Source organism: Oryzomonas japonica, from assembly GCF_008802365.1.
Taxonomy (GTDB): Bacteria; Desulfobacterota; Desulfuromonadia; order Geobacterales; family Pseudopelobacteraceae; genus Oryzomonas; species Oryzomonas japonica.
Genome location: NZ_VZQZ01000011.1, coordinates 23302 through 44986, shown reverse-complemented (window position 1 = coordinate 44986; position 21685 = coordinate 23302). Strand labels below are relative to the sequence as shown.

The window sequence follows — 21685 nt, the reverse complement described above, 5'->3', positions numbered from 1 at the left end:
ATGCCTGACTTCACATCACGATACGCACATAATTATGCTGTATTGCATCTCGGCGCGGCCCAGACAGTCCTTGCTTTCCTGGTACTCTGGCTCTGCCTCGCGCTGCCTCTGCATGCCGCCGAACCGGTGGAGATCGTCGTTACCGGCGTTGAAGGCGCAGCGCTGAAAAACGTGCAGGAAACGCTCGCTCTCCCGGCCGGACTGGTGCGCGAAGGAACGGTGGACCGCATCTGGCTCGACCGTTTTGCCCGGCAGGCGGGCGATAAGACCAGGACCGCGCTGGAGCCGTTCGGCTATTACCATGCGCTGGTCACGGTTACAGTCGAACCGGATGGAGGAGAACGCTATCGCCTGCTGGTCACGGTAGCGCCGGGAGAACCGGTGCGCCTGACCGGGGTAACCGTGACGATGGTCGGGCCGGGCAAGGAGGAAAAACGCTTGGCAAGGCTGGTTACGGCGTTCCCCCTGCACAAGGGAGATGTGCTGCTGCACCAGAAGTACGAGGAGGCCAAGACAGCGCTCACATCGCGGGCCCGGGATCTGGGCTACCTGGATGCCGAATTTTCCCGGCACGAGATCCGCGTTGCGCCGTCAGCCACAACCGCCACTATCGAGCTGGTCCTGGATACGGGCGAGAAATACTATTTTGGCGAAACGCGTATCCAAGGGGCGCCCGACTATCCGGACCGTTTTCTGCGCCGCCATCTGACCTATGCACCCGGCGAGGTCTTTTCCTATCCCCATCTCGGCGAAACCCAACGTAACTTTACCAACTCCGAGCGTTTCAAAGAGGTCGTCATCACGCCGGAAAAGCAGGATGCCGAGGCACACAGGGTGCCGATAGCCGTGCAGTTGACACCCGGGCCGCGCATAAGCGTGCGGCCGGGCATCGGCTACGGTACGGACACGGGAGCGCGGTTCACCGTCCGTTACCGCGACCTGAACATGTTTCACCAAGGGCATGAACTGTATTCGCAACTGTATGTTGCCGAGCGGCTCCAGGGGGTGGTGACGGGCTATGTCCTGCCCAGCCCTAAGGATGTCAGAAGCTCAACGACGTTGCAGCTGAACCTGCAACAGGAGAATATTACGACCTATTTCAGCCGCATAGCGGCCCTGGAGCTGGACCGCAACCGGAGTTTCGGCACAGGCAAGCTGGGCACCGCCTACATAAAGGCCCAGTACGAAGACTATACCGTAGGCGCCCAGAAATCCTTCGCGCGACTCCTGCTGCCCGGTCTGCGTTTTTCCGATGATCGATATGACAATCCCGTACGTCCCCGCCGCGGTTTTCGCTACACCCTTGACCTGCACGGCACCCATCAACTTCTCGGTTCGGACACGAAACTGGTCCAGATCCTGGCCGCGGGGAGTTATCTTCTGCCGCTCCCCTGGCGTCTTTCGCTGCATATGCGGGCCAATGCCGGGGCAACCTTGCTGAACGATCCCTTGACCGATATTCCACCTTCGCTGCGCTTCTTTACCGGCGGTGACCAGAGCGTGCGCGGCTATTCCTACAAATCCCTCGGCCCGCGCGACGCCACAGGCAAGGTCGTGGGGGGCAAACAGCTCCTGACCTCAAGCATTGAACTGGAACGGGCGCTCTTCAAGGATTGGGGCGTTTCCCTGTTTTACGATGCAGGCAACGCCTTTAATAACTTCTCCGCCATCAAGCTGTTCCAAGGGGCGGGCGTCGGCCTGCACTACTACACCTCGATAGGGGCCTTGAACCTTTCCGTGGCCCAGCCGCTGGGGGTGGACAAACAAGCGCTCCATTTCCACTTCACCGTGGGGTTCGAACTATGAAGCGGCCGTCTCGAAAAAGCCTCGTGGCGGCGGTGGCGATTGTCCTGGCTGGGGCCGCGCTTGCGGCCCTTGTCTGGATCGTTGCCACAACCCAGGGCGCCCGCTGGCTCTTGGGGGCGATCGACTCTCTGAGCAGGGGTAGCTTTTCCGTGCAAAAGGTCGAGGGAAGGGTTGCCGACCATCTGCTCCTCACCGGGCTGCGGCTCGGCCTGTCACAGCAAAAACTGGAATTTGGCAGCCTTGAACTTCGCTGGAAACCGCTCCTTCTCCTGTCGGGCACCATCGCAATCCAGGAGTTGATCGCCAACGGGGTGCGGATTCAGGACAATACCCCTCCCGACAACAAACCGCCGATTCTGGCCTGGCCGAGGGCGCCCCAGGTGGCGCAGCAGTTCGATGGGATCATCACACGATTGCAGGTGACCGATCTCAGCTATCGCCGTCGGCAGGAACAACCCGTACCGGTAACGTCGATCGCCGCTTCCGTCACCTGGCGCGACAGCCTCCTTGCCATCAGCGATCTCACTGCGGCAACACCTTCCGGCCGGATAAGCGGCGTTGTCTCGGCAGGCCTCAGACGGCCATCCCTCACGGCAGACCTGGCTATTGCCCCGGCGCACCCCCTGGCGGAGATGGACCGGTTTCTGTTGAAGATCGGGCGCAGCAACGGCACGGGCCCTGAGCCGTTTACCGGGACGGTCGCCATCACCGGCACGGCGGGCGCCCGGAAATTGCTGGAACTATCCGGCGATGTGGGTATGGCGCACAATGCCTTCAATCTGCGCCGGCTTCGCTTGACCAGATCGGGGCAAAAGGGGCTACTCACCGCCGATGGGTCGCTGACGTTCACAGCCCGTGAATCGACCTTGTCGTTGCAGATTGCGGCGGCCGGCCTCGATCTCGCCCCCCAACTGAAGGTGCCGACGAACCTCTCCGGCACCCTGCGGTTCGCGGGGACACTGGACAGGTATCGGGGCGATGTGACCCTGACCAACCGGGCGCACGGCTGGCGGGCGGCGTCCGTTTCGGCGACCTATCGCGGCACGCGTGACGGCATAAAACTGGCCCCGCTGAACGCCAGGTTTCTCGATGGTTCCCTGGCGGGCAACCTGGATATGAACTGGCGTGAGGGCTTTGCCATGCAAGGGGCGATCAACGGCCGGAATCTGAACCCTGCCAGGATTGCGCCTGACTGGAAGGGGGTAGCTAATTTCAACGCCACCGGCACACTGGCCTGGTCCAGGAAGGCGCCCCTCTTGGGGAATGTCAGCGGCGTCCTCCTGGAAAGCCGCCTGCACGGGCAGGCGCTGACCGGCAGGGCACAAGCTGATTTTGCCGAGAACAATCTTAACCTCTCCCGGCTGGCGCTACAGGGCAAAGGTTTTGACCTGCACGCCTCGGGGGAACTGAACCGGCGGCTGGCCGTAGCCGCACGGATCACCGACCTTTCCCGGCTGGTTCCGGGGGCGGCCGGGACGCTCCGGGCCGATGGGTGGGTGCGCTGGCGCGAGAGGCATCTCAGCGGCGCCGTCGCCGGTACGGGGAGTAAACTTGCCTGGCATGGAGCGCGGGCAGCAGCCGCCAATCTGACCGCCCGGCTTGAAGAAGGCGCGGGGTCTCCCCTGCATGGCGCCGCATCTCTGCGGGATGTGCTCTATGATGGTTATGCGCTGAGTGCGGTTACCCTGGCGGCAGACGGAACGCTGCCCCAGCACACGGTGAGCGCGACAGTGCATTCAAGGGGCAGCGAGGCGCGACTTAATCTGGCGGCAGGGTACAAGGCCGGTGTCTGGAAGGGAGAAATCACCCGCCTCGCGGGCAGGGACCGCTCCGGCCCGTGGAACCTGACGGCTCCTACCGCATTTGCCGTCAGCGCAGATAAATTCGCCCTGTCTCCCTTGTCCCTCACGGCCGGGACAGCTGAGCGTCTCGAAGTCGCTGCCGATCTGGCCTTTCATCCCCTAAACGGTCACGTCCTGGCCAAATGGGCCGGTCTGAACCTGTCCAGGGTCAATCCCTATCTGAAGGATATGCAGTTCACGGGAAGCAGCAGCGGCACGGTCCGGTTAGGCTTCCTGCCTGGGAAACGGCTCACCCTGGCAGGGAGCGCCTCCGGCAACGGGACCTTCGCCGGGCGGGGAACAAGCGCGACCATCCTGCGAAGCCAGGTTGCCTTTGACGGCAGCGAACAGGGCATGCGCGGTAGCATGGATCTCACTACGGCAAGCGGTGGCAGGTTGCAAGGGACATTCTTGTCATCCGCCCCGCTCCGTCTGGCCATGCCCGAGAAAGGGGACCTGACGGCGGAATTGAGCGGGATCGACCTGGCGCTGCTCAAACCATGGCTCCCCCGCGACACCGGACTTGAAGGGCGCATCACCGGACGGGCAAAGGGGAGCTTGCTGCCGGGACAACGGTTTGAGCTGGCCGGCACTGCCGCGCTTTCCGGGGGGGCGTTACATCAGACACGGCCCGACGGGGAGCTGAATCTCATATTCAAATCCGCAGAGGCTTCATGGAACTGGCGAGGGGCAACACTTGGCGGCACCCTTTTCCTCACCATGGCTGACCACGGCCAGGCCCGGGCAGACTTCCAACTGCCGGTTCCGGCGCGTTTCCCGGTGGCCGTCGATCCTAAGGGGCCTCTCCGGGCATTGCTCACCGGGCAATTCCAGGAAAAAGGCATTATCACCGCCCTGTTTCCGGGGCTGGTCCAGGAAAGTTCCGGTGAGCTTGCCGCCGAACTTGCCATCAACGGGACTTGGGCAACACCGCAGATAGGAGGCACGTTGAAGCTGGCCAAGGCTGGCGCGTACCTCCCTACCGCCGGCGTTCACCTCAAGGACGTCCAATTCGAGGCGCGCCTGGAGAAAAATCTCATCCGGATCGGCTCCTTCCGGGCTGTCTCCGGCTCCGGTCACTTGGAGGGGACGGCGCTTCTCACCCTGGCCGGTTGGCGGGTTGTCGGCTACCAGGGCACCATAACGGGTGAAAATTTTCAAACGGTCTACTTCCCCGAACTCCAGATCCTGAGCACGCCGAAGCTCACCTTTACCGGAACTCCGCAAAAAATCACGCTGCGTGGCGAACTGCGCCTGCCTGAACTGCGCATCGTCGGGGCGCCGTCCCGCACGGCCATCGCGCCGAGCAGCGATGTCATCATGGAGGGAAGGGCCATGCCGGTCACCAAGGCCTCGCCCCTGGTTTTGGACGTCCAGGTCCGGGTGCTGCTTGGGGATAAGGTTTTCGTCAAGGTCGCGGGCATCGACGCCCAGCTGGGCGGAGCCCTGGACCTGTCATTGACCCGCCTCGACAGCATTACCAGCAGAGGCGAGATCAAAGTGGTCAAAGGGCGGTACCGGACCTACGGCGTGAACCTGGAAATCGTCCGCGGGCGTCTGTTCTTTGCCGGCGGCCCGATTAATCGCCCCTCCCTTGATTTTCTGGCCCTGCGCACCATTGGGGACGTGCGGGCCGGCGTGACGGTTGCCGGCACCCTCCAGAAACCGGTCACCAAGCTCTACTCCGAGCCCGCCATGCCGGATGTGGATGTCCTGGCGTATATCGTCCTCGGCCACCCGCTCGGCAGCAACAGCCAACAGGCCAGTCTCGTGGCCCAGGCTGCCGGCGCCTTGCTCACGTCCAGCCAGGCAGGGACCCTCCAGGAGCAGATAAAGAATCACCTCGGCTTGAGCACCCTGGAGATACAGGGGGGTGTCGGGGGAACCGCCAGCCCCATGGGGTACAAGCCGCTCCAGGTGACCCCGCCCGGAGCCATACCGGCGACGCAGCAGCCCGGTGTCACCGAGACGATGCTCACCGTGGGCAAGTATCTGACCCCGCAAATCTACATCAGTTACGGCAAGTCGCTGTTTACCGGCAGCAACCTGTTCCTGCTACGGTACGATATTTTCAAGCAGTGGCAGATTGAAACCCAGACCGGCACTGAGAGCGGCGCCGACCTCTTCTACAAACTGGAGTTCAAATAGGGACGGCCTTTCCGGGAAATCCGGGCGATGGTCGTGGGTGCTTTACAGGGGAGGGGGGGCACTCATCCGTCCCTCATTTGATCTTCATGACGGCGTCGCGCAAGGTAGCACTAACCTCGCCCCACACGCGATCCACCCCGGTTTTGAGTTCTGTCCATTCATCACCATTGGCGGTCGATATCCCTTGCAGTTTTACCGCGGCCTCATCCCGTTTGCGTTGCAAGAGCTCGATTGCCTTGGAATAGTCGGCCCCCGACCCGGCTATGACGCTTTTTGCCTTGTCTTTGAGCAGGTCTATCTGCGCATCCCATTCGACCATCTGTGCAGAAAGTTTTTCAACGTACTCCGTTCGTTCGTCCATGATGGTAACCTCCACTCCGTATCACTATGGTCGGCAACGCAATTTGGTGCCCCCTGGTTTGTTCGGGCACTCTGTCGAGGACCATTTTTCATACTTAAAATTATACATCTTTTGAAGTTTATTTCCATTACAACAATAATTTATCTACTTGCCATAGCTTGAATATATAAATAATTTACAAATATAAATATTAACGCTCAATTTTTCGACTAAGAGAGATATATTCTCAGCAAAATATATTTTTATTGATAAAATATACGTATGACTATCATCAAACCTTACATTGCATTTTTTCTGCTCGCATCCATCCTCAGTATTGGCAATGGTTGTGCAACCTTGCCAGACGTCTCGGAAATCATGGATGAGACCCAAACAGCACAAAACGAAACTCAAATTGTTTCATCCAAGGGGCTGTTATCCCCGCAAAAAAGCAAGGCGATCATGGAACGGCTGAAGCGGTCCGTCCCCCCGACGGACATCCTGGAGCGCCACGCCGCCGTGACGGAATCGGTTACCGAAAGTCCGCTGACGAAGGGGAATAAAGTCACCCTGTTGGCCGATGGTCAGGTCGTCTATGCCGCCATGTTCAAAGCGATGCAGAAGGCCAAAGACCATATCAACCTTGAAAGCTATATCATTGAAAACGATGAAACAGGCCGCAAGTTTGGCGACCTTTTGCTGCAAAAACATGCGGAAGGCGTCCAGGTAAATATCATTTATGACAGCATGGGCAGCATGAATACCCCCGCTTCCTTTTTCCAGCGCTTGCGCGACAACGGGATTCAGGTCGTCGGGTTCAACCCCATAAATCCGCTGGATGCAGGAGAACAATGGAAACTGATACACCGGGACCACCGCAAGATTTTGATAGTCGACGGCAGTGTCGCCATTATCGGGGGCGTCAATATCAGCAAGGTCTATTCGAGTAATCCGTTCAAACGAAAAAAGAGCGAAAAGCCCCCCATTCACTGGCGTGACACGGATATTCAAGTTGAAGGACCGGCCGTGGCTGAATTCCAAAAGCTCTTCTTTGACAGCTGGTCGAAACAGAAAGGACCGAAACTCCCCGAACGGAACTTTTTCCCTGAGCAGAAAGAAAAGGGCAATGCCCTGGTGCGAGTGGTCGGCAGCACCCCGGGAGAGACCAACAGGATTCCCTTCATTGTGTATGTGTCGGCCATCACCTTTGCCGAGCATTCCATCCACATGACGAATTCCTATTTCATCCCCGACAAACAGATACTAAAGGCCCTTACCGACGCTGCCAAGCGTGGTGTCGATGTAAAGATCATTCTCCCGGGGATCACCGACTCCCAACTGACACTGCATGCGCAGCGACATCATTACGCCGAGCTTTTGAAAGCGGGAGTGAAGCTGTATGAGTGCAGCACGGTCCTTTTGCACGCTAAAAGTGCGGTGATAGACACAGTCTGGTCGACAGTCGGTTCCACCAACATGGACACATTGAGCATGTTAAACAATGACGAGGTGAATGCAATTGTCCTGAACCACGACTTTGCCGTCGAGATGGAGAAGATGTTTGTCAGGGATCTTGCCAATTCCAGGCAGATTCAATGGAGTGAGTGGCAAAAGAGACCGTTGTTGCCCAGGGTACGGGAATGGTTCGTGAATCTATTTGACCGATGGTTATAACGGATTTCAATGCTCGGTGAGGGTGGTTCGCGTGAATACGATGTCCCATTTCACAAAGTTTCTCGCATTTTTACTGTTCATGATCGCGGTTGCGCTTCTTTTTTCCGTCGTATTCGCTTCGGCCGGTGTAACCCCTCGGCAGGACGAAGGCCTCCTGCTCGACACCTATCAGAGGACCAAGGCCAAATTGGAGGCAAGCAGCTTCGGCTTTCCTCTTGTTGTGGAGTCTTCCGAGCGAGATGATCGCGTGCATGTGGATGTCTACGGAATCTTCGAGCACCCATTCACCAGCATCGTCAACATGCTTACGGTTCCGGCAAGCTGGTGCGATATCGTGTCCCTCCATCCCAATGTCAAGGGGTGCACCTACAGCAAACAGCTTTCTGATTGGCTCCTGACCTTTTACCTCGGCAGTAAAGCCTATCAACCTCTTGAAGACACGCGCAGCGTCATTTCCCATTACCGGAGCGTTGATCGGCAGGGGTATCTGGATATCGTCCTCAATGCAGCTGAAGGTCCTTACGGCACAAAGGAGCACAGGATGCGCTTCGAGGCCCTGCCCATTACTGGGGACAGGACGTTTGTCCACGTCAGTTATGCCTATAGCGACAGCGTTGCGCTTCGCCTCGTGGCAAAGATCTATTTTGCGACACTTGGCCGGAGCAAGGTCGGATTCACGGTCACAGGAATCGATGGAAGCGGCAAACCCATCTATATCGGCGGACCGCGCGGCGCGGTCGAGCGCAGTGCGGTCCGCTACTTTTTTGCGATCCAATCCTTTATGAATACGTTGCGCTACCCCGAAGAAAGCCGTTTCAGCATGAGGATCAACGAATGGTACGACCTCACTGTCCGCTACAGGAAACAACTCTTCGATCTGGACAGGAAGGAGTATCTGGCAGCAAAGACCAAAGAGCATGAGAACCAAGTGATACTCCAGCGGCGGATCGCGAGCGGCAATCGGTGAGTTCGAAATAAATCTGGGGCGACATTCCGCGGAAGCAGCTACTAAACACCCAACGGAGCCACCATGCTTACCAATCCGTTACTGCTTGTCTGTCTTGCCATCGGTTGCGGGGCGCTGCTTGGCCGTATTTCCATCAGGAAGGTGTCGCTGGGCATTGCCGGGGTGCTGTTCGCCGGCATCGTGTGGGGCTATATCGAGCCTGCGGTCAAGCCACCGGACGTCCTGGCGACCTTTGGTCTGGCGCTGTTCGTGTACGCGATCGGTCTGTCTTCGAGTGATTTTCTGTTCGAAGCATGGGCGCATGGCGGCTGGCGTTTTTTACTGATACCGCCCGTTGCCATTGGCGCTGCCTGCTGTGTCGACGTATTCGCTTCCCGGCTTCTGAATGTTCCGTCAAGCATCGCCTCGGGGGTATTTGCGGGCGCCCTGACCAATACCCCCGCCCTGGCCGCCGCAACGACCGTGCTCGGGCAAAGGGGGGCCGAGGCAACACTCGGCTATGCAATCGCCTATCCGCTGGGTGTTTTGATCCCCATCCTCATGCTTTCGTGGCCGTTCAGGCGCGAGACGCACGCTACGGGCGATAAACTGGTGAATGCCGCAATCATGATATGTCATGTTACGGAATCTGGCGAGGCCGTTGCCGGGCTGCTGGAGCGCTATTCCTTGTCGGTGCGTTTCGCGCGTTGTGTGCGTGGCGACGCGCAGTTCGCCCTTTCAGGATCTTCGGTCGTTAAAAACGGCGATATCGTGACGGTCATCGGATTGCCGGATGACGTGCGCGTCGCAACACAACTCCTTGGCGTTGACTACGATGGAGAGGTCTTACATGACAGAAGCCAACTCGATTACCGGCGGATATTCGTGTCAAATCCGGCCGTGTGCGGCAAAACACTGCGAGAGGTAGGGCTTTTTGGCAAATTCGAAGGGATCGTGACAAGAATCAGGCGTGGTGATCTTGATTTTATTCCCACAGCAGAAACCACCATCATGCCGGGCGACCGCCTACGGGTGATTGCACCGTGGAAAAATCTTTCGGCAATCTCGGAATTCATCGGCGACTCCTATCACGAGGTTAGCGAATTCAATATCCTCACCTTTGGACTGGGGCTCGCAATGGGTATTGCCCTCGGAACATTCGTCATCAGGCTGCCTCTGGGCATTGGAACGTTCGAGATCGGTCCGGTGGCGGGCTGTTTGATTGTAGCGATGATACTGGGAGCGCTCGGCAGAACCGGCCCATTGACCTGGTATCTGCCGTACGGCGCATCGATGTCGCTGCGGCAAATCGGCCTGGTCGTCTTTCTGGCATGTGCGGGAATTAAGGCCGGTGGCCTGTTGCACACGGCGCCGCTCAATATCTCCGCCATTGTGTTGGGAGTCTGCATCACAACCGCAACCTGCCTGGTGACAATGGCCATGGCCCGTATCATTGCCGGAAAATCGTGGCCATTTATCGGAGGTATCCTGGCGGGGATTCAGACGCAACCGGCTGTTCTCGGTTTCGCCGTGGATCGTTGCGGCAATGAACGGGTAGAAGCCGGTTACGCCGAGGCCTACCCGCTCAGCATGCTGTTGAAGATTGTTTTTATACAAATTTTTCTGCTGATTATGAAGCCGTGACCGCCGTGTGCCCGTCCTTCATTTCCTTCGTTTCCGGGATCGAATGCGCAATTCGTACAATTTCACGAGCAATCTCCTCCGGTGCAAGGACAAAATCGATGCACCCGCTTGCTATTGCGCTCTCGGGCATATCCGGTTGCCCGGCCGTGTCGAGTTTCTGCGCGATGGTAATGCCGCCCGCTTCTTTTATGCCGCACAACGCCGCTGCCCCATCGCCATCATAACCAGAGACAATCACCGCAACAAGTTTGCCGTCCCAGTGTTTAGTCAGGGAACGCAGAAAAACCGTGATAACGTCGGGCCACCCCCTTGGTTTTGATATTGGTTTCAAGCGAAACTCTCCTTAGTGACGATTACAACGGATAGATTCTTTTTCATGTGGAATAACCTCCATAATATTCTGCGTTCGCTATGTAGAGAACGCATAAAGTCTGCCAAAACCGGCGATGTTGGCACTATAGTCGTATTAAGCGTCGTCGCAGCCAACGAAGAAGACTTCTTGGTTTAGTATTGGAATAGCGCCTTAAACCACGTACATATTGTTAGCCGTCATATATGGTAGTAATATTAAACCTGACAGATTCCGCTGACGGTTCTTTCTGCCCACCGCATCCCCCTTTCCCTTTTCTTGCATACAATCATCCCCTTACGCCCTCAGAATCTTGTGGTATTCCCTGGCACGCTAGTTGCGATCTGGCTTTTTAGTAGAACATGCATACGGCTGTGGGTTCTGCAAAAGTTGTGCTGTTTTTCACAAGCAAACGAAAGTTGTCTCCCCGATTACCCAAAAGGGGGATACATGAATGAAAAAAATGATCTTGGTGGTGATGGCAGTGGGGTTGCTCGGCGCAATGCCGGTTCTGGCCGCCGATAATGGCGACACGACGATGAACAGCGAAGAAGGGCTACGGCAATGCGCCCTCCAAGCCGAATCGGAAAACCGTTTAAGGATGCCTACCTCAACGTTAACCGTCATATATGGCAGTTACGCGAAATATGGCGGTTACCGCTGTAGGCTTTGACTGCACTCATGTAGGCTTGTTATATTTTACCTTGTATAATCAACTTGTTACAGTTATTTCTCCGACAGACTCTCTCTGGCGCGTTAGTTGCGATGTGCCTCTCATGGCAGGAGACAGGCGTTGTCATGCTTGCTGCGTAAGGCGAGCCGGGAGGTATCCTACATGCGATATATTATTTGTGCGGTTATGCTTTTCATGCTCACTCTTCAGGCGCACCCGGCCCCTGCCGGGGAACTCAGCTTGCTCGGCGGTTATGGGGTGACAAATAACCCCACCGAGAAGGCCTTTGCCTGGCAAGTCCAGTACATGGAGGGGCTTGGCAATTATTTTGCGTACTCCCTGTCGTACCTGAACCAGGGACACTTCATCTCCCACCACCGTGACGGCAATGCCGCCAATCTCTGGGTCAGAACAAATCTGCTCGACCGGCAGCTTTCGTTAGGGGCCGGCGTCGGCGCCGTGTTCTATTACGACACCAAACTCTCTGCCAACGCCCCACCACGGGACTTGCACGGCTGGGGGGGCATGGCCAATGTGGCGGCAACCTGGTATACCAAGAGCCGTTGGTTTTACCAAATTCAGGGCTACTGGATCAAGGGCGACAAAAGCTTCGATTCCCTGTCGGCGCTCGCAGGCATCGGTTACCAACTCGATGCCCCACCAACAGAGGGTCCTGACGTAAAAGGTACCCATCTGTCCGAAAGAACCACGGATAACGAATTGACTGCGTTTGGCGGCGAAACGGTTGTGAACATCCCCGGCGACGGCCATTCACGCGCCATTGCTCTCGAATACCGGCGCGGCCTCTGGCGCTTTATTGAGTGGACGGCCGGGGCTCTTTACGAGGGGAGAAGTTCCTTGATCGACCGGTACGGTCTGACCACACAACTCTGGCTGGCAAAGCCCTTCTTGCATGACCGTATCGCCCTGGGCATCGGTCTCGGCCCCTATTTCGCCATTGACCGACGTGTCGATGCCAAGCAGGTGCGAGTCCCCTTTATCTTTTCAACAACGGGAAGCTACCGCATCAGCCAGGACTGGCTCATACGGGCGACCTGGGACCGGGTTATTACCAGGTACGACCGCGACACGGACATCTTCCTCGGCGGCATCGGTTACCGGTTTTGACGAGGGCCGTTACGGCGCATAAGCTTTGGCCGGGGGGATTCGCCTCCTTAATCCCCCGGTCTTTTTTTGATTTAGCCATAGATTTAGCAGGTTGTTTTTACGCGGCCAGTAAAGCGTGCTTTGGATTGGCAAACGAATTTCTTTAAAAATTTGGGTAATTGCAAAGTGCGATTATTGCAAAAGTTGAGCTTACATCTTTGCGTGCTCACAACAGCCAGCCAGTTCCAAACATGCGTTGGAGAGAATCCATCATGCCGGCACCATCCCTTACAAAGGATTCCCCCTTTTGGCAACTTCCCGCCACAGCGCTCTTGGAACAGTTGGCTGCAAGCCGTGACGGGCTGAGCAGCTCGGAGGCGGCTCTCCGGTTGGCCCGATTCGGCCCCAACCTGATCCATGAAGAGCATAAAAAGGCGTTGATCCTGCAATTCCTCGCCAAATTCAAGAACCCCCTGGTCATCATTCTCCTTACCGCAAGCGCCCTCTCCGCTTTCACCGGCGACGCCACCAGTTTCTTCATCATCGGCGCCATTGTACTCATCAGCGTAACCCTCGATTTCATTCAGGAATATCGGGCCGGGGAGGCGGCGGAACGTCTGCGCCAGTCGGTGGCGGTGCGTGGGCAGGTGCTAAGGGACGGCAAGCCCTTGGAGATAGTACTCGCAGAGATGGTGCCGGGTGATGTGGCACTCCTTGCCGCCGGCGACCTGATTCCTTGTGACGGTCGGGTGCTTGAAGCGAAGGACTTTTTCGTCAATCAGGCCCTCCTGACCGGAGAAGCCTTTCCGGTGGAAAAATCACCGGTCGAATTACCCGAAGAGTCCGACATTCTGTCTGCCGGCAACACCGTACTCCTGGGGACATCGGTTATCAGCGGCACGGCCAGGGTATTGATGTGTCGCACCGGACAGGATACTGAACTGGGCGAGATTGCCGACACCCTTCTTGCCAAGGCACCGCCAACCGCTTTTGAAGAGGGTACCCACCATTTCGGGCTTCTCATCATGCGCATGACGGTCCTCCTCGTCCTGTTCGTTCTGCTGGTCAATGCCTTCTTCCACCGCCCCTGGCTCGAATCGTTCCTGTTTGCCGTGGCCCTGGCCGTCGGACTAACCCCCGAACTCCTCCCCATGGTGGTCTCCGTGACCCTGTCGCGGGGCGCGCTCCGGATGGCGGCCAAGAAGGTGATCGTAAAAAGGCTCGCCGCGATCCACAACCTGGGGAGCATGGATGTCTTCTGCACCGACAAGACCGGCACCCTGACCGAGGCCCGCATCCATCTGGAACGCCACCTGGATCCCTTGGGGAGGGATAGCCAGCGGGTCTTGGAGTTGGCCTATTACAACAGTTTTTTTGAAACGGGTCTGAAGAGCACCCTGGATGGCGCCATCCTGGAGCACACGGAGATCGATGCAAGCGCCTGGAAGAAGATCGATGAAGTGCCGTTCGACTTCGAGCGGCGCCGGATTTCGGTGCTCCTTGACAACGGTGCGAGCAGGCTGCTGGTGGTCAAAGGGGCTCCCGAAGATATTCTGCGGCTGTCTGCCAGTTACGAGGCGGATGGGGAGACGGAGTTGCGCCCCCTGGATGAAACGGCGCGCGGGAGTATCAACGGGCAATTTGAGGCCCTGAGTCGCGAAGGTTTCCGGGTACTGGGGATAGCTTCGCGACCGGTGGGGATGGACCATCCCCATGCCGTGGTCGGCGACGAATCGGAACTGGTCTTTACGGGTTTTGCCGCTTTCCTCGATCCCCCCAAGGAGAGCGCCAAGACGGCCTTGGCCGGGCTCGCCGCCGACCGGGTCGTGGTCAAGATCATCACCGGCGACAACGAACTGGTAACCCAGCACGTCTTCGCGCAACTCGGCCTTCCCGTTACCGGCGTGCTGACCGGCGCCGAGATTCAACAACTGGACGATTCGGCGCTCGCCGCGCGGGCAGAGCAGGTCAACCTCTTCTGTCGCGTGGCGCCTGCCCAGAAAAACCGCGTCATTCTCGCCCTCAAACGGCGTGGTCATGTGGTGGGGTATCTTGGCGACGGCATCAATGACGCGCCATCGCTCCATTCGGCCGATGTGGGTATTTCGGTGGACAGCGCCGTGGACGTGGCGAAAGCTGCGGCGGACATGATCATGATGGAGCAGGACCTGGGAGTTCTCCATGCCGGGGTCCTGGAAGGGCGGCGCACCTTCGGCAATATCATGAAATACATCATGATGGGCACCAGCTCCAACTTCGGCAACATGTTCAGCATGGCCGGGGCCTCGCTCTTTCTCCCCTTTCTCCCCATGCTGCCGGTGCAGATCCTGCTCAACAACCTCCTCTACGACGTATCCGAACTGCCCATTCCTCTGGACCGTGTGGATGACGATTACCTGAGCCACCCCCGGCACTGGGATATGAAATTCATCCGCAACTTCATGCTGGTTATCGGCCCGGTCAGTTCGGTCTTCGATTTCCTCACCTTTTACATCATGCTGGCGGTCTTCCATGCCGGGGAGGCGCTGTTTCATACCGGTTGGTTCATAGAGTCCATGGCCACGCAAGTACTGGTCATCTTCATCATCCGCACCCGTGGAAACCCCTTTAAGAGCCGCCCCAATCCGTGGCTCATCGCCTGCTCGCTGACGGTAGTGGTGGTGGCCGTGTTGCTGCCATTCACGCCTGCCGGTGTGCATCTCGGTTTTGTGGCGCCGCCGGCGTTCTTTTTTCTGATCCTGGCCACCATGCTGCTCGCCTACCTGCTGGCGGTGGAAGGGATGAAGAGGTGGTTTTTCCGCCGCTTTGCCGCGGAGTGAAGGGATTCATCTCCTGTGGCACGGTTTCAGGGGGGAGCTAAATCCACATGCTCTTTCACCCTCTCAAACCACAGAGGTAAATAGCACATGAAGACGGCAAACCTTTTCATAGTGGTGGCGTTAACACCGTTCATGCTGTACGGCTGCACCGCTTTTCTCCCCACCTCGAAGGAAATCGTCCGGGTTCCCTGGGATAGTTATCAGGACGTCCAGGCGGCCTATGAAAAAGTCGCCCGTAACCAAACCACTGTTCATCAGCTCAAGAAGGTCGGCTTCGATATCTATTCCACCCCCAACGTAAAGATTCTTAACTATATCGATATCGCCGCAACCATACAGAACATAAAATATGAGGACTTAAGCGGTGGATTGGCGCAGTGCATCAAGGTAAGGGAAAACTGCCGTGGTTACCAAATTGAGCCTAAGGTCATGGTCAACGAGCGTCATGGAAACTTCTGGCTCGACATTTTCAACTTCAAGAGAAAAACCAAGGGGACCGGGTGGCGGTTCAAGGCAATATTCCTCGTTATCAACGACGTTATCGTCGATAAGTTTTGGGACGGCGATCCGAAGATCATCGAGGACCGAGAAACGAAAAACCCGTTGGGCCCCCTCCAGGAAGCCGGGGGGTTGATATTGCGACTCGTCCCGTAAGGCGGTTGCCCATCGCCCCCATGATCGCTCACCTATAGCCGCAGATATAGTTCTAGAGCATAAAAGCTCTTTCCTGCATAAAACGCATTATCGGAGCATTCATATGAAGATTCTCCTCGTTTACCCCCACTATCCCGACACCTTTTGGAGCTTCCGACACGCCTTGAAATTTATCGGCAGAAAGGCGAGTTTCCCGCCACTGGGGCTTCTGACGGTGGCCGCCATGTTACCCGGCGAGTGGGAAAAGAGGCTCGTGGATATGAACGTCCGCCCACTCGCCGATGCAGACCTGGAGTGGGCGGATTACGTCTTCATCAGCGCCATGACCATTCAGAGGGAATCGGCGCAGGAGGTCATCGAGCGTTGCGGGCAGCAAGGGGTGAAAACCGTTGCCGGCGGTCCCCTCTTTACCGCCTGTTACGTGGATTTCCCCGGGGTGGACCACCTGGTGCTGGGGGAAGCGGAACTCACTCTCCCTCCGTTCCTGGCTGACCTGGACGCAGGCAGGGCAGGGCATATCTATACCGACGACCGTTGGGCAGACCTGACGACTACCCCAACCCCGCTCTGGGATCTGATAGAGGTCAGGAACTATGCCGCCATGAATATCCAGTATTGCCGGGGATGCCCCTTCGACTGCGAGTTCTGCGACATCACCGCGCTGTTCGGGAGAAGACCGAGGAGCAAGACGCGGGAGCAGTTGATCGCTGAACTGGACAGTCTGTATCTTCGGGGGTGGCGCGGGGCGGTCTTCTTTGTCGACGACAACTTCATTGGCGACAAGGGCAAGCTGAAAAAGGAGATCCTTCCCGCCATGATCGCCTGGATGGAGCGTAAGGAATACCCCTTCTATTTCTATACCGAGGCGTCCATCGATCTGTCCGACGATCCCCAACTCATGAAGCTCATGGTCAGGGCCGGGTTCGAGGAGGTCTTTATTGGCATCGAAACCCCTTGTGAGGAGAGCAACGCCGAGAGCGGCAAGGTGCAAAACAGGAACCGCGACCTGCTGGGATCGGTCAAGTGCATCCAGCGGGCCGGCCTCCAGGTGCACGGAGGGTTTATCGTCGGCTTTGACAGCGATCCGCCCTCGATCTTCGACAAACAGATACTTTTTATCCAGGAAAGCGGCATCGTCACCGCCATGGTTGGTCTGCTTTCCGCCATCCGCGGAACCAAGCTTCACCGGCGCATGTCACGGGAGGGGAGACTTCTGGGAGAAGGTACCGGCAGCAATACCGTCATCGACCTCAATTTTATCCCGCGGATGAATACCGATACGCTCATAGGCGGGTATCAAACCATCCTTGACACGATCTACTCACCCCAAAACTACTATCCGCGGGTGATCAGGCTCCTGAGGGAGTACCGCCCCCTGCATCTGGGGAAGTTCCATCTCCAGCGGGGGTATGTCGGGGCACTGTTCAAATCGATCCTGTTCCTCGGGATTATCGGTAGGGAGCGACACCACTTCTGGAAACTCTTCTTCTGGTGCCTCATCAGAAAGCCGCGGCTCTTCCCGCTGGCCATAACCTATGCCATTTACGGGTTTCATTTCAGAAAGGTCGCAGAAGCGACCAGGGAGAACGGGATGTTCGCCGGTAAAGGCGCATTACGTAAAGATGACGGCTGTGCTTGAATATGCGGCACTTTTGCGAGAACATATTGCAAAAAAAAATGATATACTGATCCGCTGGCGGAAAGAGTTATTCCCGGAATCATACCTTCGGAAATAATAAGGGAATGGCAACAAACAGAAATGCCGTCTAACGTCGACTTTAACGTGTACTATCAGAGCCTGGTCGAAACATACGAAGAGGGGGATATGCCTACTCGTGAGGTTACCCCTGTCAACTACAGTAATTGAGGGGATGGAACGCATGACTACAACCGGCTCCGAATACCGCCTTGACGGCATTTATAAACAACGTCAGGAAGGTTTTTACCTGCAACGTGTCAAGCTTCCGGCCGGGGTCATCTCCTCCAGTCAGGCCCGGGCCGTCGCGGCAGTTTCCTCACGCTTCGGCCAGGGCGCCATCCACCTCACCACCCGCGGCAGCATGGAGATCCACTGGCTGAAGGAAAGCGATCTGCCCATTGTCAAGCGTGACCTGGCCAAAGTCGGTCTGACCGCGCGCGGTGCCTGCGGTGGTGCCGTTCGCGGCATTACCTGCGGCAGCCAGGCTGCCCAGGAATTTCCGGCGCTGGAATCCATTGCCCGTCGTCTCCATCGACAATTTACCGGTAACCCCCGCTTCGAACGTTTACCCAAAAAGTTCAAGATCGGCATCGAAGCCAGTGTGGTCAGCGGCCGGCACCTGATCCAGGACGTTGGCTTGGTGCTGGCGGGGAACGAAGATGGTCGCGACCTCTACGACGTATGGATCGCCGGCGGCTTGGGGCGCGAACCCCGCCCCGGCTTCCTGTTTAAACACCGGCTCCCCGAAGAACGCATCATTCCGGTTATAGAGGCGATCGTCAAGGTCTACGCTACTCATGCGCCGCCCCCCAAGCGTCTCAAGTTCCTGGCCAGGGAGTTCGGCGAAGCGAAATTATGCCGACTGATTGAGGAAGAAGTCGTGTATCGTGAGGAGATCCCCCGTACCAGCGGGCTACCGGAACAGTTGGTGCCGTCCTCCGACGGGCGCCAGCGTCTGGAGCTGCAATTGTTCGCCGGCAAGCTGACCGCTGGACAGCTCGAGCAGATCGCCGATACCGCCGACAGGTACGCCGATGGCGTGCTGATGATTACCGCCAACCAGGATATCGCTCTGCTCTTGTCACACGGGGGCGAAGCTGCCCCAATTCTGGATGCATTGCAGCAATCGACCAGCTTAGACTTTGCCGTAACTGCACCAGCCATGCGAATCTGCCCCGGCAGCCACGAGTGCCTTATGGGCCTGGCGTCAACCCGTGACGTGGCCCGTGAACTGTTGAAACTCATCGGAGAACAGGGCCGAACCCAAAGTTGGGCCATTTCCGGTTGCCCCAACTCCTGCACTCAGCCGCAGTTGGCCGATGTGGGTATTGTGTGCTCTGCACTGCACAAGGATGAAAACGGCAAGCGCACTCCGCGCTTCGACATCTATCGGCGTACTGATGCCGGGCTCGGCGCGCTCTCGGCCAATGATCTCACTGCGGATGAACTGTTCGGCAAGGTGAAAGATATCGGCTGATGAATGTCGGAATAGGCATGGTTTGCTCTGCCTGTGCGCCCCCCAAAAAAGATGACACCACGGCTGACTCCTGGTGAGCCGTGACGGCTGCACCCCACCACACCTGGCTTGTGTGGTTCACTACCTTCTCACCCACTTCATCTGATAACCCCTCCACTATTTCATCGCTCAATTACCCGTGATTTATAAATCGGAAAAGTGCGTTTTATGTATCATGCCCTCGCTGCAGGGCGCGAACTTGCTCTGAATGCTTTTTGTGATAGGTTTAAGTGAGCGTCCCCTTGCATATGAGGTTTAAATTACCGCCATGGTGCGAGTTGAGGGGCTTTGCATAATGTACTTCGCTCCAGATGCAGGGATCTGCATGAGCCTTTTTCACTAGACGGCACCAGAAACGGAGAGGAAATCAACGAATATCACTAACTAATTTCTGCTGAACCTCTAGGGAGGCCATTCATGACCAAAAAAATTGCTTTTTGGATTTTTCTGCTGGGCACACTCTCCTCTGCTGTTCTGTTTCTCGGCTTGACGGTGGACACCCATAGACAGGTGGCAGCCCTGTCCCACGCTGACAAGCTGTCGGAGAACGTGGTCGCCGGAAAACGGGCTTTTGAAAAATACAACTGCAACGACTGCCACACCATCCTCGGTTTTGGCGGCTACTACGCGCCCGACCTGACCAAGGTGGTGCAAAGAGTCGGCGAGGATGGCATCCGCTACCGGGTCAAACATCCGGAGTTGGCCTTCGCCAATTCAGTCCGGAAAATGCCGCAGCAGCATGTGTCCGAAGTGGAAATCGAAAGTCTTGTCGCATTCTTCAACTGGGTCGGCGAGATCGATAATGGCGACTGGCCACCACAAGACAGCAAAAAACGCCTGTCCCGCAGTGAACAGCGCCTGTCGCTGGGGGCAACGGTTTCTCCGGGAGCCGCGGTTTTCCAGACAAAAGGGTGCATGAACTGCCATTCGCTGCATGGTGTTGGCGGCACGTTCGGCCCGGTATTGGATACCATCGGTCGCACGCTGACATCCGAGCAGATCGAACAGTACATCCTCAATCCCAAAAGCGTGAACCCCAATGCCAAGATGCCGCCGCAGAATGGGCTCTCCGACCGTGAACGGGACGAGGTGGCAAAATTCCTGGGAAACCTGAAATAGGAGGCCATCATGGTGTATACATCGCAGAAAATTGCTAATTGGTATTTCTCTATCGCCCTGTTCCTCTTTGTCCTTCAGGTGATCATGGGGCTTTGGCTGATATCCAACTACGTCTTCACCATACCGCAAGAGGTCGTCAACGTATTTCCGTTCGCCACCGCGCGGGCCATGCATACCAACCTCCTGGTACTCTGGATGCTGCTTGCTTTCATGGGGGGGACCTATTTCATCGTCCCGATGGAAACCGAGAGCGAAATCTGGTCACCAAATCTCGCATGGTTTCAGTTGATCGCCCTCGTTGTAACTGGTGTTGTTGCACTGGTCGGCTTTGCTTTTGGCTGGACCAAGGGCAGGCCACTCCTGGAGATTCCTCCACCTCTTAACTACATGGTGGTGGTCGGTGCACTGGTCTTTCTCTTTAATGTCGGGATGACCATGTTCAAGGCCAGACGCTGGACCGTCATCCAGGGTACTTTGCTTGGCGGCCTGGTTTTTCTGGCACTCCTCTATCTGGCAGGCATCCCTTTTTATCGCAATGAGGTGATTGACTGGTACTACTGGTGGTGGGTCATCCATCTCTGGGTTGAAGGGGCGTGGGAACTGGTCACCGGCGCCATCATGGCCTTCATCCTGATGCGGCTGACAGGCGTGGACCGGCAGGTGGTGGAAAAGTGGCTCTACGTTGAGATCGGCCTGTTCATGTTTACCGGCATCGCCGGAACCGGACATCATTACTACTGGATTGGCGCTCCGAAATACTGGCTCTGGGTCGGAGGTATCTTCTCGGCCCTGGAACCGCTTCCCATCCTGCTGATGGTCATTGATACCATGAACCACGTCCGTCATCGGCATGCCCAAATCGTCAATCCCCACACCTGGACCATTGCCATGGGGTGCGCCGTGTTCCACATGATCGGAGCCGGTGTCTGGGGTTTCGCCCATACCCTGCCACAGGTCAACTATTATACCCATGGTTCCCAGGTCACCGTCTCCCATGGCCATCTTGCCTTCTTCGGCGCCTATGCACTCCTAAACCTGTTGGTTTTCTATTTTGCCATGCCCCAGCTGAAAGGGATCGAGATCTACAAGCCGACCCGTGCCAAACTGGGTTTTTGGACCATGTGCAGTGCCATGATGCTGATGGGGCTCACCTTCGGCATTGCGGGTGTCCTGCAAAGCTACTTGGAAAGAGTCCTCGGCATGGGGTACATGACCGCCCAATCCTACATGCGGCTATGGATGGGAGTCACGCTGGTACTGGGGGTGTTTTTCCTGGGTGGCGTGCTGATTACCGTGTGTGATCTGTTGTCGCCAAAAGCTGCAACAGAGAGGCTGGATTGACAATAGTTC

Annotated in this window: 15 protein-coding genes; 13 read left to right on the top strand and 2 right to left on the bottom strand. The window is 57.0% G+C overall.

From position 1 onward, the window contains the following. Window positions 1-1806 (top strand): autotransporter assembly complex protein TamA, encoded by a 1806-nt coding sequence (locus F6V25_RS15245; protein ID WP_151129481.1) that lies wholly within the window; start codon window positions 1-3, stop codon window positions 1804-1806. After that, window positions 1803-5795, top strand: coding sequence for a translocation/assembly module TamB domain-containing protein (locus F6V25_RS15240; RefSeq protein WP_151129480.1), 3993 nt, complete (start codon window positions 1803-1805; stop codon window positions 5793-5795). Before F6V25_RS15245 ends, F6V25_RS15240 begins: the two co-directional genes overlap by 4 nt. A gap of 73 nt (window positions 5796-5868) precedes the next feature. Here F6V25_RS15240 and F6V25_RS15235 read toward each other — a convergent pair whose 3' ends face one another. After that, entirely contained in the window at window positions 5869-6156 is a 288-nt protein-coding gene (locus F6V25_RS15235) for a sll1863 family stress response protein (RefSeq protein WP_151129479.1), read from the bottom strand. A 261-nt stretch (window positions 6157-6417) separates the two neighbouring features. Between F6V25_RS15235 and cls the strand changes: the two genes are divergently transcribed. The 3 genes from cls (at window position 6418) to F6V25_RS15220 (ending at window position 10399) form a co-directional block, all read left to right on the top strand. Then, window positions 6418-7809: a cardiolipin synthase gene (gene cls / locus F6V25_RS15230; RefSeq protein WP_151129478.1), complete on the top strand. Its 1392-nt coding sequence runs from the start codon at window positions 6418-6420 to the stop codon at window positions 7807-7809. Between the two features lie 31 nt (window positions 7810-7840). Further along, window positions 7841-8776: a hypothetical protein gene (locus F6V25_RS15225; protein ID WP_191966225.1), complete on the top strand. Its 936-nt coding sequence runs from the start codon at window positions 7841-7843 to the stop codon at window positions 8774-8776. A 63-nt stretch (window positions 8777-8839) separates the two neighbouring features. After that, window positions 8840-10399, top strand: a complete 1560-nt coding sequence (locus F6V25_RS15220; RefSeq protein ID WP_151129476.1) for an aspartate:alanine exchanger family transporter — start codon at window positions 8840-8842, stop codon at window positions 10397-10399. Here F6V25_RS15220 and F6V25_RS15215 read toward each other — a convergent pair. After that, window positions 10386-10730, bottom strand: coding sequence for a chemotaxis protein CheB (locus F6V25_RS15215; protein ID WP_218043559.1), 345 nt, complete (start codon window positions 10728-10730; stop codon window positions 10386-10388). The two genes, F6V25_RS15220 and F6V25_RS15215, sit on opposite strands and share 14 nt — an antisense overlap. A gap of 472 nt (window positions 10731-11202) precedes the next feature. On the opposite strand from F6V25_RS15215, the gene F6V25_RS15210 reads away from it, so the two are divergent. The 8 genes from F6V25_RS15210 to F6V25_RS15175 all read left to right on the top strand — a co-directional run bounded on the left by F6V25_RS15210 (window position 11203) and on the right by F6V25_RS15175 (window position 21676). Continuing rightward, complete coding sequence (locus tag F6V25_RS15210; RefSeq protein ID WP_151129475.1) at window positions 11203-11421, top strand: hypothetical protein; 219 nt, start codon at window positions 11203-11205, stop codon at window positions 11419-11421. 162 nt (window positions 11422-11583) lie between these two features. Further along, a complete protein-coding gene (locus tag F6V25_RS15205) occupies window positions 11584-12549 on the top strand; it encodes a hypothetical protein (protein WP_151129474.1) in 966 nt (321 codons plus the stop codon). A 251-nt stretch (window positions 12550-12800) separates the two neighbouring features. Then, window positions 12801-15347, top strand: coding sequence for a magnesium-translocating P-type ATPase (gene mgtA / locus F6V25_RS15200; RefSeq protein WP_151129473.1), 2547 nt, complete (start codon window positions 12801-12803; stop codon window positions 15345-15347). Window positions 15348-15434: 87 nt separating this feature from the next. Next, window positions 15435-16001 carry a hypothetical protein gene (locus F6V25_RS15195; protein ID WP_151129472.1) on the top strand — a complete coding sequence of 189 codons (567 nt, stop codon included), beginning with the start codon at window positions 15435-15437 and terminating at the stop codon, window positions 15999-16001. A gap of 103 nt (window positions 16002-16104) precedes the next feature. Then, the gene (locus F6V25_RS15190; protein ID WP_151129471.1) at window positions 16105-17640 is read left to right on the top strand and encodes a B12-binding domain-containing radical SAM protein; all 1536 of its coding nucleotides are present in this window, start codon (window positions 16105-16107) and stop codon (window positions 17638-17640) included. Between the two features lie 241 nt (window positions 17641-17881). After that, window positions 17882-19177, top strand: coding sequence for a nitrite/sulfite reductase (locus F6V25_RS15185; RefSeq protein ID WP_191966224.1), 1296 nt, complete (start codon window positions 17882-17884; stop codon window positions 19175-19177). Window positions 19178-19633: 456 nt separating this feature from the next. Continuing rightward, the gene (locus tag F6V25_RS15180; protein ID WP_151129469.1) at window positions 19634-20335 is read left to right on the top strand and encodes a c-type cytochrome; all 702 of its coding nucleotides are present in this window, start codon (window positions 19634-19636) and stop codon (window positions 20333-20335) included. Window positions 20336-20344: 9 nt separating this feature from the next. Then, window positions 20345-21676 (top strand): cbb3-type cytochrome c oxidase subunit I, encoded by a 1332-nt coding sequence (locus F6V25_RS15175; protein ID WP_151129468.1) that lies wholly within the window; start codon window positions 20345-20347, stop codon window positions 21674-21676. Window positions 21677-21685 lie beyond the last annotated feature (9 nt).

Bases quoted from the DNA above. Each gene is read 5' to 3' on its own strand.
- F6V25_RS15195 (WP_151129472.1), top strand. From the start codon at position 15,435: ATGAAGACGGCAAACCTTTTCATAGTGGTGGCGTTAACACCGTTCATG.
- F6V25_RS15210 (WP_151129475.1), top strand. From the start codon at position 11,203: ATGAAAAAAATGATCTTGGTGGTGATGGCAGTGGGGTTGCTCGGCGCA.
- F6V25_RS15220 (WP_151129476.1), top strand. From the start codon at position 8,840: ATGCTTACCAATCCGTTACTGCTTGTCTGTCTTGCCATCGGTTGCGGG.
- F6V25_RS15180 (WP_151129469.1), top strand. From the start codon at position 19,634: ATGACCAAAAAAATTGCTTTTTGGATTTTTCTGCTGGGCACACTCTCC.
- cls (WP_151129478.1), top strand. From the start codon at position 6,418: ATGACTATCATCAAACCTTACATTGCATTTTTTCTGCTCGCATCCATC.
- F6V25_RS15205 (WP_151129474.1), top strand. From the start codon at position 11,584: ATGCGATATATTATTTGTGCGGTTATGCTTTTCATGCTCACTCTTCAG.
- F6V25_RS15245 (WP_151129481.1), top strand. From the start codon at position 1: ATGCCTGACTTCACATCACGATACGCACATAATTATGCTGTATTGCAT.
- F6V25_RS15235 (WP_151129479.1), bottom strand. From the start codon at position 6,156: ATGGACGAACGAACGGAGTACGTTGAAAAACTTTCTGCACAGATGGTC.
- F6V25_RS15185 (WP_191966224.1), top strand. From the start codon at position 17,882: ATGACTACAACCGGCTCCGAATACCGCCTTGACGGCATTTATAAACAA.
- F6V25_RS15175 (WP_151129468.1), top strand. From the start codon at position 20,345: ATGGTGTATACATCGCAGAAAATTGCTAATTGGTATTTCTCTATCGCC.
- mgtA (WP_151129473.1), top strand. From the start codon at position 12,801: ATGCCGGCACCATCCCTTACAAAGGATTCCCCCTTTTGGCAACTTCCC.
- F6V25_RS15190 (WP_151129471.1), top strand. From the start codon at position 16,105: ATGAAGATTCTCCTCGTTTACCCCCACTATCCCGACACCTTTTGGAGC.
- F6V25_RS15240 (WP_151129480.1), top strand. From the start codon at position 1,803: ATGAAGCGGCCGTCTCGAAAAAGCCTCGTGGCGGCGGTGGCGATTGTC.